The organism is Lachnoclostridium phytofermentans (assembly GCF_000733755.1).
In the GTDB taxonomy this organism is placed as follows: domain Bacteria; phylum Bacillota; class Clostridia; order Lachnospirales; family Lachnospiraceae; genus Lachnoclostridium; species Lachnoclostridium phytofermentans_A.
Genome location: NZ_JPOF01000006.1, coordinates 444,589 through 459,500, shown reverse-complemented (window position 1 = coordinate 459,500; position 14,912 = coordinate 444,589). Strand labels below are relative to the sequence as shown.

Here is a 14,912-nt window from a genome sequence, read left to right as displayed (position 1 = left end):
TAAGAATAAGAATAAATGGCTCTGTATCAAATTTGGAATAAGATTTTTATTAATCTACCGAGTTCTTGATACAGGGCTATTTTTGGCTCTCTATTAGGCTATTCACCATGCTAAGCAATTATCAAATCAGAAAAGAAAATTTGTTTATACCCATTCTTTCACTATTTTAATTTTTTAGCTATGTTATAATTTCATTAAGTTAGATGCGCACTAGCGGTAGTTACTTTAGATAATCAGAAAAGCTAGAAAGATTAATTAGTTCCGATTAGGAGATGTTGCCGGATTCTGAATATGTTAAGCGTAATACTATTAATGTTTTATTTACCAGTTTGTGTAGGAATCGTATTCCTAGGCTTGACCAATATTTTAAGAGAAAGCAAAGAGCAGTATAGAAATGAGAGGTGGATATGAAAAAGAGTCAATTACTAAAAGAAAGATTGCCAGAAACTATTAATATGACACCGGAAGGATATTTAGCTGACGATTTATCAATCGAAGATTTTCAAAGAATCCATAAGGAGTTTTTTCGAAAAATATTTGAAATTGGTTCAGTGGATGTAACAGATTTTTGTGGGTATGGAGAATTTACAGAAGATGCCCAGTTACCATATGTAACATGCAAAGAGTTCTTAGTTGATACTTTTTCAAATGAACAGGAAGGTTATTGGTACCATTGGAAAGATATGTTTCAAACTACATTATTAGAGGAAGAAGTATTTAATCGCTATTATGAAAAAATGATGGAGTGTATATCTTTTTGCGAAGGAAAACGCTTTTTATTCTACAACAATACTTTCTTTTGCAATATGGTAACAGACGGTGAAACTGTGACTGGATTTCCAGATTGGAGTAGAGCTGGAGTCGGAGATTTTTTACTTGATTTTGCTATCATGGATTTGAATAAGCCATATCTTCTAATCCCAGAGTTGTTGTTTCAGTACTGTAAGGAGGAAGGAATTAAGATACCTGACTTTAAAGGACGTTATCTTTGTATGGCATATTATAAGGCACTAGCGACTTTACTATGGCATGCTTCCATCGATGATGAAGAATCCTGTAATTCAATCGTAAAGTACCTAAATGAACTGGAAGAGCGTATGAATAGAATATCTTAAGAGGGCAAAGATGAGATACGAAAATGCGAAAAATATATTACCAATAGAGTTACTGAAGGAAGTACAAAAATATGCGGAAGGTAAGATATTATATGTACCATCAGGAGATGAAAAAAAGGAATGGGGAGAAGTTACTGGATATCGAATGCGGCTACAAAAAAGAAATCAGATGATTTGTAATAAATATAAGAATGGTATAACAGTAACTGAACTGTCTGAGGAATATTATCTATCGATTGATTCCATCAAAAAAATAATATATTCAAAGAAAAAGGGTGATGACTGCGAATATGCTGCAACCGTTGCATCTGCACTAGCTTACGATAATGCTGGTATGATGGAAGAATGGGTTCATACATTCCTACAATTTTCATGTGGTAATTGTGTTGTTTCGGAGCAATTATTAAGGGAACAAGGAATTCTGAATGGTCTTGTGAAACTTCCATTGAGATTGATTCGTGTAGAATCATCTAATTACTTTTTGGAAGAAGTAAAAGAGGGAATAAAGGGAGTAGAGAAGGAATCAGAAGAAATTCAAAAAGAAGTGACACAAAAAGAAGAGACACAAATAGAAGAAATTCAAATAGAAGAAATTCAAAAAGAAGATACACTAACAGATGGGAGACAAAAGAAAGCTGAAAAGATAGAAAAAGAACTACAATGTACATATGACAATACACCACCTTTACTCCTTCTTTTTGAAAAAGGAATGTTTATTCTTTTAGAAAAAGAAGACGTGTTTCATAACTTGAAACGATTCCATACAAATGCTTGGCCAGTTTACATTTGGACGAAAAAGGGCGCAGATTATGAATTGTTTATGAAACATTATGGAACCGTGCTACGCTCCATACAAGAAGGTTGCAATACAAAGCATTAATAAATATTTATAGAATTGTGCTTTACCTTTTTCAATATAGTAGAATTCATAATAATAATAATATAGGAACATACAATAACTAGAGGAATTTCCACCCTCTTTTATTACTGAATGTTCCTTTTATAGTTCAAGTAGTAGTCTTGTTAAGTGATGGGGAGAAGACTATATATTAAATTGGCTACGATATAATTCTGCATAGAAACCATTCATATCCAACAATTCTCGATGCGTTCCTTGCTCAAAGATTTGCCCTTCTTTTAATACGATGATTTGATCCGCGTGAAGTATAGTTTTTTATCGATGGACAATTACAATGAGATCTTTCCTTACTTAAAAGTCTTCGATTTGTCCTTTTCTAAACCATGATGATTGAGATTAAATCTAATGTGATGTCAAAGGACAGGAAAATAGTCGTGATACCCTTGATGGGGGAACTTATTATAAGGCAATGCCTAGTAAAAAGTAAGATTACCAAAAAACGGTTCCTTCACTTGTATTAGCTTTACATTGGCAACAATTCTCAGTCGTTCCACATACAGAAGTTTCGCTTGGTGTACACTCTGGAATTCGGGCAAGAGTTACATTATCTTCACAACGGTTGCGAAGCTCAGGTAATGGATTAGGAGCTGTTTGGAAACGATAATCTTTTCCCTTACAATCAATACGTGCATCGATAACATTATGGCTTGGTACACAACAAACGTCATGATTCATAATATCTTGATACTCAAAGAATGGAGCGCAAGGGGACAGGCTTCCCAAAGGTACGATACTAGAGCAACTCTGAGTATTTCCTGTGGTGGTTGCAATGATCTTACGAACATAATCGATATTAGGACGTAAGCAAAGTATTTGAGGGAAGGTTCCGCAAGGAATAACTTGTTGCCAATCTTTCCTTTCGTATTGGTAAAGGAGATCTTTTGCCTTATGCAAATGTGAAATCTCCTGACATAGGCATTCCTCCCAGATACCGCGAATGCACGGATCACATTCTGTTAGGAGACAGGAATAATAGAGATAGCATTCGGTATATTCATGAAGTAATAAGTCTTCCAGCCAGGTTGAAGTGGTATCTTTCAAACTTTCATATTGGCTGACATGTTCTTCTTCTATTAAACCAATTTCCTGATAAAGTCTGCGACCCAGATCGGATTTATCATAAAGAGGCGCAACATTCATGTAGTAATTCATCGTTTGTTGTTCTGCTGCTGTAATAATATTAATATTTAATTTGGTCAGAATATCAGATTTTTTGTTATTAACATATGGGAAGATGCTATCAACTGGATGTCGATGCTCTGAAATGGTTGGTCTTGCTGGCATTATCTCAGTATAACCGCCGACTAATTTTTCCGGGCATATTCCATATTCCAAATCTAATAGATTAGAGTAACGAAAGAGGTGATCAAAATCCTCCAGTAATGCAAAATTGAGAGCATTTCTTACCGTACAGTTTGGCTCCTGTTTGGCTAAGACAGAGGTAAGGTCTACAGCCAATTGCTCGTAAGTGATCGTATGCTCTAAGATGCTTTCATTCTTTGGTTTTAAACAGCTTATCCTTTTTTGCTGTTGTTGTTCGATACGTCGAAGGATAGCTAATTCTCTTCTTAAATCATTATCAGGGCAGTGTCTTGAAAAGTTTCTGGAAAACCATTGCGCTTCAAATTCTGTACCATTCATTAAAACGATACGGCATTTGGTATAAGCATCTGTTTCTTCTTTATTGTACGAACACGGGTAAATAACACTCCAATCCATAAAGGTTTTTTCTATCGGTACAGGCTTTTCATCAAATGGATTAAAATTATGCATAACATTCCCAAGATTTTTATGATCCTTATTACTATATGATACATAGATTTATTCGTGACATTCTAACTGTAGGAACTTTAATAAATTAGGAAGTATTTTATTCTATTCAGAAAAGATAATTTAGTTGTGGTGGCAGTTTATCACTGAATGGAAACAAATTTACGATTGCTGTTGATTTTATTCAATGTTACAATATTGGTGAAAACATAAGAGGAGGAGAGAACAACGAAGTTATGAGAATAATTATATCACCAGCAAAAAAGATGGTGGAAAATATAGAAGCTTTACCGGTACAAGGAGAACCTAGTTTCATCAAGCAAACGAATGATTTATTAGCTTATTTAAAAAGTTTAGGTTATGAAGAAGCAAAAGAGTTATGGAATTGCAACGATCAAATAGCTACCTTAAATTACGAGAGAATCTCAAATATGGATTTAGTAACAAAACTAACTCCTGCAATTCTATCTTATCAGGGAATACAATATCAGTATATGGCACCAGAGGTATTAGAAAAAGACCATTTGGAGTATATACAGGAACATTTATTTATCTTATCAGGATTTTATGGTATACTAAAACCATTAGACGGGGTGACTGCTTATCGTTTGGAAATGCAGTCCAAAGTAAGATTATCTGATAAAAAGGATTTATATGATTTTTGGGGAAGTTTATTGTATGATAAGATTAGTAAAGAGACTGATTTGATCTTAAATTTAGCATCAAAAGAATACAGCAAATGTATTGAGCGTTATGTTTCGAAAGATGTGAAATTAGTAACTTGTGTATTTGGAGAGCGAAAGGGAGACAAAGTAATAGAGAAAGGAACTTACGCTAAGATGGCTAGGGGAGAGATGGTTCGTTATATGGCAGAAAATAAGATAACTACGATAGATGATGTTATAAAATTTAATCGATTAGATTTTTCATATGATAAAAACCTATCAACAGAGACCAAATTAGTATTTGTGAAAGGAGATTCTAATGTTAGAATTAGGAAGTAAAGCACCAGAATTTACATTAAATAATCAAGATGGAGTAGAGGTATCTCTTAAGGATTTTAAGGGTAAGAAAGTAATCCTTTACTTTTATCCTAAGGATAATACCCCAGGCTGTACATCGCAAGCCTGGGGTTTTGCAACGTTGTATCCGGATTTTGTGGAAAAGGATGCTGTTATATTAGGGGTTAGTAAGGATACGGTACAATCCCATAAAAAATTTGCGGAGAAATATAATCTTCCATTTCAACTATTATCGGATACCGCACTTGAAGTTATCAAAGCCTATGATGTTTGGCAGGAGAAGAATATGTACGGTAAGAAGACAATGGGCGTAGTTAGAACAACATATCTAATTAATGAGGATGGAATAATAATTGGAGCTTCTACAAAGGTAAATGCTGCAAAAAATCCGGAAGATACTCTTAAATTAGTATAGTTAAAAAATTCTATCTTTCTTTATTGAAAGAAAGACATAATAATGTCAAAATGTATCCTGCTTATTCATAGGATTAATTCATAAGATTTAAGAATAGAAAAAACCACAAGGAATTCAGATAATGAATTCCTTGTGGTTTTTTACTTGAATGATTAAGTTTATAGAATTTATTATTTTTAGATTTTTGAAAAAGAAACCATCATAGCTTAAAAGCTCATAGATTAGTTTGCTATAGTACTAAAGTTGGAGCAGCGTAAATTCGAGTAGCTAATTCCTGATCTAACATATAGAGGCTCTTTGAGTCGTCACCGTAAAGTTCCATTTTTCGAATCAAATCGGTAGCGTTCTTCTCTTCTTCCCCTTGTTCCTTGATAAACCAATCAAGAAACTGCATTGTACGGAAATCTTTCACTGAGAATGCAGCATCATAGATGAGATGGATGGATTCTGTTACATATTGTTCATGCTCTAAGCTTGCTTTTAATGGTTCCATAGCACTAGCGTACTCTTTTACTGGAGAATCAATCGTTTGAAGTGTCACCTTTAAGTTATTATTTTGCATATATTGCATAAAAAGCATTGCGTGGTCTCTTTCTTCTTGAGCTTGAACTTTGAACCAATTTGCAAAACCGTCTAGCCCTTGCTCTGTATAGTAATTTGACATGTCTAAGTATAAATAAGCAGAATAAAATTCTTTTTTCACTTGATCATTCAATAAGTTGCTAACTTTTTTATTTTCCATATGATTACCTCCTTTTCATTGGTATTCTTATTATATCATTTTGGCAAAATTAAACAAGATGTATTTCTCATAAATTCAGGTAGCTTATTTATATCTGTTTCCTATTGAAATACATTTAGATGAAACATTTATTGGTAACATAGAATAAAAGACCACATCATATGCTGATATAAAAGGGTTAGAGGACTAGTTATGGAGAATAAATTTTATAGTGAAAAATATATGGATTTAATCATCCCTAACATTTTGTTGGATGAATATGATACTACTGGGGCTGCAATTAATGTAAATATAAGGCATAGTATTCTTCATGTACCTGTAGACGAAATTGATTTTTGTAGTTTTAATGGATTTAGTTACTCCTATTTTCCAACCTGCTATACGCTTGATTCTACGATAAGTTTAGAAAAATTAGGAGTAAAAAAGGTTCAGAGTAATCCTAATCTAGGGCTTTATGGTGCAGGTGTATTGGTAGCAGTAATTGATACTGGAATCAACTATCTACATAAGGCTTTTTTACATAAAGATAATACGACGAAGGTATATTCTATCTGGGATCAGACTATATTTAACGAAGATGAACCAGTGAATGAGCAATTTCCGTATGGTACATTTTATTCAAAAGAGAATATCAATAATGCACTAGAACAGGAAAATCCTCTCGAAGTTGTACCAAGCACAGATGATAATGGTCATGGAACAGCGATTGCCGGAATTGCGATTGGCAGTGAGGACAAAGAAAATAATTTCCAAGGGGTAGCACCTTTATCTGAGCTAATTGTCGTGAAACTTAAGCAAGCAAAAAGTGTTGTAAAAAAATTCTTTTCAGTCTCGGAAGAAGCTATATGCTATCAAAAATCTGATCTTATGATGGGAATTAAGTATGTATTGTCAATTGCTAATAGGTTAAATCGTCCACTAGTACTCTGCATTGCACTAGGATCAAGTCAAGGTGGAGACGATGGGTTAGGACCGCTTAGTTATTACTTGAATGATATTAGTAGATCGCCTCACTTCTGCGTTGTAGTAAGTGCTGGTAATGAAGGAAATCTAAAAAGGCATTTTTTAGGTATTATAAAGAAAGAAGATAAGTTTAAGGAATTTGAATTAAAAGTTGGCGAGAGAGATAAAAGTATATGTATGGAAATCTGGATGCATCCAATCCAGCGCCTATCCATTGAAATAACTTCTCCTACTGGAGAAAAGGTGAGTAATGTGTCACCAGGAATACGACAGTTAAAAAAATATAACTTCATTTTTGGAGCAACGAAGGTGTGCATTAATAATATATCAACAGAATCGGAATCTGGAGATCAATTAATATTAATTCGATTTGAGAATACACAAAGTGGATTGTGGATGATTCGATTAAATAATATTGATGAAACTGGTTCAGATTTTAATGCGTGGCTACCTTCTGGAGATTTAATTTCTAAGGAAACATTTTTTGTACAATCAGATTCTTATTTGACAATTACTGCACCAGGGAGTGCATATGCACCTATAACAATTACTGCTTACGACACTTTAGAAGGTGGAATAGCGACATTTTCTAGTAAAGGTTATACGAGAAAGGATGTTATTAAACCTGACTTAGCTGCTCCTGGGACCTTTATTACGTGTCCTTCTAATAAAGAAGGGTATGTTACTGTTTCAGGAACTGGTGCAGCGGCTGCTTTATCTACTGGAGTAGTTGCGCTGATGCTAGAATGGGCTATCTTAAAAGGAAATTATACTGACATGTCGGGGAGTGAAATTAAAACATTTCTAATACGTGGAGCAAGAAGAGACTTGTATATGGATAACCCGAATAGAACATGGGGATATGGACAGATTGATTTATATGGAGCATTTGAAAAGTTAACTATCTAAAGGTGGACTTTATGGCGAATAAATTTGTTAGTGAAGACTATATGGATATCATCATACCTAATCGACTAGTAGACTCATTAGAAAGCGGAACCAGTGTAACTTATGTTAACCCAAAACACTCAATAGCGAATATTCCGCGTGATAGGATTGATTTTTGCAATCTTGGAGTATTTAATTACTCAAATTTTCCTTCTATATTTACATTGCAGTCAAGTATAGCGTTAGAACAAATCGGCGTTACGAAGATTCAAACAAATCCTAATTTTTCTTTATATGGGACGGGAACTCTAATCGGGATTATTGATTGTGGAATAAATTATCAACATCCTGCTTTTTTGTATAATGATAAGAGTACTAGAATTTATACGATTTGGGATCAGACAATAACAGATGAAAATGCTCCGGTGAATGAGACATTTCCTTATGGAACAGTCTATTCTAGGGAAGATATAAATCGTGCACTGCTACAACCAAACCCATTAGATGTGGTACCTACCAATGACGAAATTGGCCATGGGACAGCAATTGCAGGCATAGCTGCAGGTAGTATTGACAAGAGTAGTAATTTTACAGGAGCAGCACCCTTGTCTGAATTAGTGGTTGTTAAATTAAAACAGGCAAAAATTATTATGAAGAAATTTTTTTCGATCCCCGAGGATGCAATTTGTTATCAAGAATCAGATGTTATGCTAGGAGTTAAATTTATAGAGTCTATTGTAAGAGAACTAAAACGTCCTATCGTCCTTTGTATTGCCCTTGGTACAAGTCAAGGAGCTCATGATGGCTTAGGTTCACTTAGTACATATTTAGGAAATATTACAGGTCTACCACAAACCTGTGTAGTTGTATGTGCTGGAAATGAGGGGAATGCGCAAAGACATTATTCGGATAATATTAGGTCAGAAGATACCTATAAAGAATTTGAAATTGTCGTTGGAGAAAATGATAAAAAATTTTTTATTGAAATTTGGTTAGAACCAATTCAGCGTATCTCACTTGAGATTACTTCACCATCAGGAGAAAAGATTAGTACTACGAATCCAGCGATAAGGCAATCTAGAAGATATACCTTTGTACTTAGCCCTACCGTGATTTGTATCAATAATATTGCTACGGTTTCAGAATCTGGTACCCAATTAGTATGGCTACGATTTGATAATGCCCAAAGTGGGCTTTGGAAATTTCGCTATAATAATATAGATAATACAAGTTCGGTGATAAATGCATGGCTTCCAGCAGGAGATATCATCTCAGATAACACGTATTTTTTACAAGCAGACCCCGAAACAACAATAACTTCGCCAGGGAATGCAGTCGCACCAATTACGATAACATCCTATAACACTTTGGAAGGAGGTATCTCTTATTTCTCTGGAATAGGCTTTACTAGAAAAGGTGAAGTGAAACCTGATTTAGCAGCTCCAGGGACTGATTTAAAGGCTCCATCGAATACAACTGGTTATGTAGTTGCTTCTGGAACAGGGGCTGCTACAGCTCTTACAAGTGGGGCAGTAGCGCTGCTTCTTGAGTGGGCAATAGTACGTGGAAATTACACATACATTACAGGTAGGGAAGTAAAAACTTTATTAATTCGTGGCGCAAGGCGAGAACCATATGAAGAGTATCCAAATAGATATTGGGGATATGGTAAGGTTGATCTTTATGGGGTATTTGAAAAGCTTATCATATAAGAGTTAGAAACGAGAAAGAAATCTCATAGATGCTAATTTTGTATCATACTTTATTATAAATACCTTAGAAGGTTTGAATATGGATAACGTATTTATAAGCGAAAATTATTTTGATTTGCTAGTACCTAATTATAGATTACAAGATGTGGATCAAAATATAACAATTACAAAAGTAAACAACAGATATTCTATCATTCACATACCTTATGAAAGAGTTAACAAATGTGATTATAATGGGATTAGTTATTCTTATATACCAGCGTGTTATACATTAGAATCCACATATGTACTAGAAGAAACAGGCGTAAATAGAGTTCAAAAAAATCCTAATTTAGCTCTTATGGGTACTGGAGTTTTAATTGGTATTATTGATAGTGGTATTAATTATCTTCATCCTGCGTTTTTATATAATGATAACACTTCAAGAATTGCTAATTTATGGGATCAAACAATAAATAGCGATGATCCTCAAGAAATCAATCCAGAATTTCCTTATGGAACATTTTTTACAAGAGAGGAAATTAATAATGCTTTACGGCAACCGTACCCATTAGAAGTAGTACCTACGGATGATGTGTATGGTCATGGAACTGCAATTGCAGGGATTGCAGGTGGAAGTGCAGTCAAAGCAAGTAACTTTTCGGGTGTAGCTCCTTTGGCGGAATTTGTTGTCGTAAAATTAAAAGAAGCAAAAAATATAGTGAAAGACTTCTTATCCATTTCTGAGGATAAATTATGTTATCAAGAATCCGACATTATGATGGGTGTAAAATACGCTGATTCTGTGGCGAAACAATTAAAACGTCCATTAGCCATATGCATTGCATTAGGTTCCAATCAAGGAGGTCATGATGGATTAGGAGCACTAAGTGTCTATCTGAATGATCTTTCCGAATTACCAAGAACCTGCGTAACGATTGGTGCTGGTAATGAGGGTAATGTTCGAAGACATCACTCTGGAATGGTCAGAAGTGGAGATGAATATACAGAATTTGAATTAAATGTCGGAGTAAATGACAAAAAATTCTTTTTAGAAATATGGGCACAACCTATTTTGAGAGTTTCACTTAATATCATATCTCCATCTGGTGAAAGAATAGAGAATTTAACACCAGGATTTAGCCAGGCAAGCAGGCACACTTTTGTATTTGGACCGACTATTTTATGTGTTAATAACGTTACCACTGTTCCAGAATCTGGCGATCAGCTGATTTGGCTTAGATTTGAGAATGCTCAAAATGGACTTTGGAAATTCCGAATTTATAACATTGATAATATAAATGCAGAGTATAACGCATGGTTACCATCAGGAAGCTTAATATCAAAGGATACCTATTTTATACAGTCTGATTCATTTACAACAATAACTTCACCAGGCAATGGAGTTGCACCAATTACGATAAGTTCTTATGATACTCTAGCAGGTGGCATTTCTGTTTTTTCAAGTAAAGGTTATACTAGAACGAATGAAATTAAACCCGATTTGGCTGCTCCTGGTACAGAGCTAACAGCGCCTGGCAAAAAGAATGGATTTGTAAATACTTCAGGAACGGGAGCCGCCGCTGCTGTAACTACAGGTATCGTAGCACTTTTACTTGATTGGGCAATAACGAGAGGATATTATACAGGAATCACAGGAGTAGAAATTAAGACCTTTTTAATTAGAGGAGCAAAAAGAGATTTATTTATAGAATATCCAAATAGAAGTTGGGGATTTGGTAAGGTTGATTTGTATGGGGTATTTGAAAAGTTAATCATATAAAATACTATGTTATTTGATTCTTAATGAATTGGTTTATCGTAAGTTTAGAGACATACACATTTCATCAGAAATTATAACGAATCTAGTATAAAAAAGAGCAAGGGGAATATTACAGATTTAAGTGGAACAGAACATTGCTATTGTTTTATTAAGATATGTAACATAGAACAAGATCTAAATACATATTTTATATAAAGTTAGTGCGTAGGAAAAATGTATGGTAAATGAATTAATCAGTGAAGAATATTTTGACTTAATTGTTCCCAATATATTAATAGAGAATATCGATAATAGTATAACGAAAACTACGATTAACGCTCGCTATTCTATCATTAATATCCCAAGAGGGAGAATAAACCCTTGTGAGTTATATGACTTAAACTACTCGTATTTACCAGCATGTTACTCTCTTGAATCAACAGTAGCATTAGAAGTAACAGGAGTAAAGAGAATTCAGAATAATCCTAACTTTGAACTATTTGGTGCTGGTGTGTTAATCGGAATTATAGATAGTGGTATCAACTACCTACACCCTGCGTTTCGATATGCTGATAATTCTTCGAAAATTCAAGCTATCTGGGATCAGACACTGAATGAGGAGAGTACATCGGGAGATAGTCCAGACTTCCCATATGGTACTATCTATACCAAAGAAGAGATCAATCTCGCGTTAACACAGTCATCCCCCCTTGAAATAATACCATCCGATGATGAAATCGGTCATGGTACTATGATTGCTGGAATAGTAGCTGGAAGTATTGATGAAGAGAATGATTTTTCGGGCGTAGCACCTTTATCAGAACTAGTAGTTGTAAAATTAAAACAGGCTAAGAATATTGTCAAAGAGTTTTTTTCAATATCTACGGATAAATTATGTTATCAAGAATCTGATATTATGATGGGGATTAAGTTTGTAACGGAGGTAGGGCAACAATTGAAAAGGCCAATTGTAATATGTATTGCCTTAGGTACAAACCAAGGAGGGCATGATGGTGTTGGACCATTAAGTAACTATTTGGCTACTGTAACAGCCCTACCAAGGACCTGTTCGATAATATCGGCTGGAAACGAAGGAAATTCTAGAAGACATTTCACAGATGCGATAAAAGATAGTGATGAATTTAAAGAATTTGATTTGATTGTTGGAGAAACTGATAAAAATTTTTTTATTGAAATCTGGCTTCAACCAATTCAGAGAATATCACTTGAGATTGTCTCACCAACGGGTGAAAAGATTTCCAACCTAGTTCCAGGCATCAGGCAGTTACGAGAACATAGTTTCATATTCGGTCCAACGATTGTATGTGTGAATAATATTATATCAGAAGCAGAATCAGGGGATCAATTAATCTGGATTAGATTTCAAAATACACAAAGTGGATTATGGCGATTCCGTTACTTTAATATGGATCGAACTCATTCTGAGCTAAATGCTTGGCTTCCTGCTGGAGATATTATTTCAGACGAAACATATTTCTTGAAATCAAGTCCTTATACAACGATTACATCACCAGGAAATTCGGTCAATCCTATTACAATTGCTTCCTACAATACAGAGGATGGTGGGATTTCCATATTCTCTAGTAAGGGATATACGAGAAGGTATGATATAAAACCAGATTTTGTGGCACCTGGTTCTAATATAACGGCACCCTCCAATACCAATGGCTATGTTGCTATGACAGGAACAGGAGCAGCAGCTGCGATTACAACAGGTATTGCTGCCTTATTATTTGAATGGGCAGTGATCAGAGGGTATTTAACGACATTAAGTGGTATTGAAGTTAAGGCATTATTAATACGAGGTGCTTATCGGGATCCAAATTTAGAGTATCCAAACCGAACATGGGGTTATGGAAAGGTAGATTTGTATGGAGTTTTTGAGAAACTAGTGATATAGAGGATGAGAATTCTCAATGGATGAAAAGATTATTATTGATATAAAATAGCGAATTTCTTACTTAAATGCATATCCCTATCGACTTTGGTTAAACTAACGGTGACACTAGGTTATTACATTTTAAGATGAAAAAGGCGGTGTGGTATGAAAACGAAGGTTGGCAAGGTATTAAAAAATGCAACAGAAGATGTTGTAAAAGCTGGAGGCGTGGCTGCTAAAAACAGTGGTGAATTTATTGGCAAGACAGGAGAAAAAATAGGAATATCCAAAGAAAAATGTGAGCGCATAGAAAATGCCGCTGATTCCTTTGGCAAGGATGTCTATTATAACAGCCGCATTGCCGGTAAGAAGGTTGAGAAGTTTACGAACAATGTCGTTGATAAAACAAAGAAATTATACGATTCCATTACAGATAAGGTTGATTAGATAGTTTGGTATAAATAAAAACCTAAATAGATGTTAGCAAGAAAACCAAATCTTTGTTATTAGATACTATTTCATCTAAAAGCAAAGATTTGTTTTTTTCGGGCTCTGTGTCAAATATTGGGGCGGGTTCCGTTGAAACCCGCTACTTTACTAGATTCAGAGCTATTTTCATGAATCAAAACTATTATTTTTGCTACTTCTCATAGGATTATATTGGCTTATAAAAATGGTATTTTTAGTAATAAAGAATTCTATTTGAATCCACGAAGAGTTATATGCTATAATGTGCCTTATAAAAGTTGAGACTAGTACAAACTATGGTAAAGTACAAATAAGTATTAATTTAACAACTTTTAAATCTGTATAGTGAGGAGAATTAATTATGAAAATTGGTGCACTTGAGGCGGGCGGTACAAAGATGGTATGTGCTATTGGAGATGAAAATGGCAATATAATGGAGCGTGTTAGTATTCCAACGGAAACCCCTGAAGTAACAATGCCTAAAATTATAGAGTTTTTTAAAGCAGCTAAGGTGGAAGCAATAGGTGTTGGATGTTTTGGTCCAGTCGATCTAAATAAAACATCTGATCAGTATGGTTATATTACCTCCACGCCAAAGTTATCGTGGAGATATTATAATATTTTAGGTGTTTTGAAACAGGAACTAAACGTACCAGTTGGATTTGATACCGACGTAAATGCAGCTGCATTAGGTGAAGCTACATATGGAATTACAAAAGGATTAGACGTAAGTCTATATATAACGATAGGAACAGGAGTAGGGGTAGGAGTCTATATCAATGGACAATTACTTCATGGAATGTTACACCCAGAAGCTGGACATATTCTCGTCGAAAGACAAGAAGAGGATACTTTTGAAGGATGTTGTCCTTATCATAAAAATTGCTTAGAAGGATTAGCAGCTGGACCAGCCATTGGGAAACGTTATGGAAAGAGTGCAGTTGAGTTAAGCGATTGTGAAGAGGTATGGAGATTAGAAGCTAATTATATTGCACAAGCACTGTATAACTATACCTGTATGCTTTCACCAAACAAGATAGTGTTAGGCGGAGGTGTAATGCATCAGACACAGCTTTATCCACTCATTTGGGAAGAATATAAAAAGATAATGAATGGTTACATTGATACCAAGGAAGTAAGAGATATCGAGAATTATATCGTTGCTCCAACCTTAAACGATAACCAAGGAATCTTAGGGTGCCTTGAATTGGCAAAGAGAGAATTGCTATTATTATCATAAATGGGGAAGGAGAAAGG

The 14,912-nt window shown here is 34.7% G+C and carries 12 protein-coding genes; 10 read left to right on the top strand and 2 right to left on the bottom strand.

The genetic code is table 11. The features are described 5' to 3' along the window. Positions 1–407 precede the first annotated feature (407 nt). The gene (locus CC92_RS0115395; protein WP_029505189.1) at positions 408–1,115 is read left to right on the top strand and encodes a hypothetical protein; all 708 of its coding nucleotides are present in this window, start codon (positions 408–410) and stop codon (positions 1,113–1,115) included. A 10-nt stretch (positions 1,116–1,125) separates the two neighbouring features. Then, positions 1,126–1,995 carry a CD3324 family protein gene (locus tag CC92_RS23070; protein WP_242841377.1) on the top strand — a complete coding sequence of 290 codons (870 nt, stop codon included), beginning with the start codon at positions 1,126–1,128 and terminating at the stop codon, positions 1,993–1,995. Between the two features lie 468 nt (positions 1,996–2,463). On the opposite strand, the gene CC92_RS0115385 is transcribed toward CC92_RS23070, so the two are convergent. Beyond that, positions 2,464–3,807 carry a hypothetical protein gene (locus CC92_RS0115385; protein ID WP_034218524.1) on the bottom strand — a complete coding sequence of 448 codons (1,344 nt, stop codon included), beginning with the start codon at positions 3,805–3,807 and terminating at the stop codon, positions 2,464–2,466. A 233-nt stretch (positions 3,808–4,040) separates the two neighbouring features. On the opposite strand from CC92_RS0115385, the gene yaaA reads away from it, so the two are divergent. Further along, positions 4,041–4,808 (top strand): peroxide stress protein YaaA, encoded by a 768-nt coding sequence (gene yaaA / locus CC92_RS0115380; RefSeq protein WP_029505186.1) that lies wholly within the window; start codon positions 4,041–4,043, stop codon positions 4,806–4,808. Then, positions 4,789–5,241 carry a peroxiredoxin gene (locus tag CC92_RS0115375; protein ID WP_029505185.1) on the top strand — a complete coding sequence of 151 codons (453 nt, stop codon included), beginning with the start codon at positions 4,789–4,791 and terminating at the stop codon, positions 5,239–5,241. Before yaaA ends, CC92_RS0115375 begins: the two co-directional genes overlap by 20 nt. 229 nt (positions 5,242–5,470) lie before the next feature. On the opposite strand, the gene CC92_RS0115370 is transcribed toward CC92_RS0115375, so the two are convergent. Continuing rightward, positions 5,471–5,983 (bottom strand): ferritin, encoded by a 513-nt coding sequence (locus CC92_RS0115370; protein ID WP_029505184.1) that lies wholly within the window; start codon positions 5,981–5,983, stop codon positions 5,471–5,473. 192 nt (positions 5,984–6,175) lie between these two features. On the opposite strand from CC92_RS0115370, the gene CC92_RS0115365 reads away from it, so the two are divergent. From CC92_RS0115365 to CC92_RS0115340, 6 genes are all read left to right on the top strand, one after another. Further along, a complete protein-coding gene (locus tag CC92_RS0115365) occupies positions 6,176–7,855 on the top strand; it encodes a S8 family peptidase (protein ID WP_029505183.1) in 1,680 nt (559 codons plus the stop codon). A gap of 11 nt (positions 7,856–7,866) precedes the next feature. Next, positions 7,867–9,546 (top strand): S8 family peptidase, encoded by a 1,680-nt coding sequence (locus CC92_RS0115360; RefSeq protein WP_051650939.1) that lies wholly within the window; start codon positions 7,867–7,869, stop codon positions 9,544–9,546. A 79-nt stretch (positions 9,547–9,625) separates the two neighbouring features. Beyond that, positions 9,626–11,308: a S8 family peptidase gene (locus tag CC92_RS0115355; protein WP_029505181.1), complete on the top strand. Its 1,683-nt coding sequence runs from the start codon at positions 9,626–9,628 to the stop codon at positions 11,306–11,308. 217 nt (positions 11,309–11,525) lie between these two features. Beyond that, entirely contained in the window at positions 11,526–13,208 is a 1,683-nt protein-coding gene (locus tag CC92_RS0115350) for a S8 family peptidase (protein ID WP_029505180.1), read from the top strand. Positions 13,209–13,352: 144 nt separating this feature from the next. Then, complete coding sequence (locus tag CC92_RS0115345; protein WP_029505179.1) at positions 13,353–13,634, top strand: hypothetical protein; 282 nt, start codon at positions 13,353–13,355, stop codon at positions 13,632–13,634. A 382-nt stretch (positions 13,635–14,016) separates the two neighbouring features. Then, positions 14,017–14,895 carry an ROK family protein gene (locus CC92_RS0115340; RefSeq protein WP_029505178.1) on the top strand — a complete coding sequence of 293 codons (879 nt, stop codon included), beginning with the start codon at positions 14,017–14,019 and terminating at the stop codon, positions 14,893–14,895. Positions 14,896–14,912 lie beyond the last annotated feature (17 nt).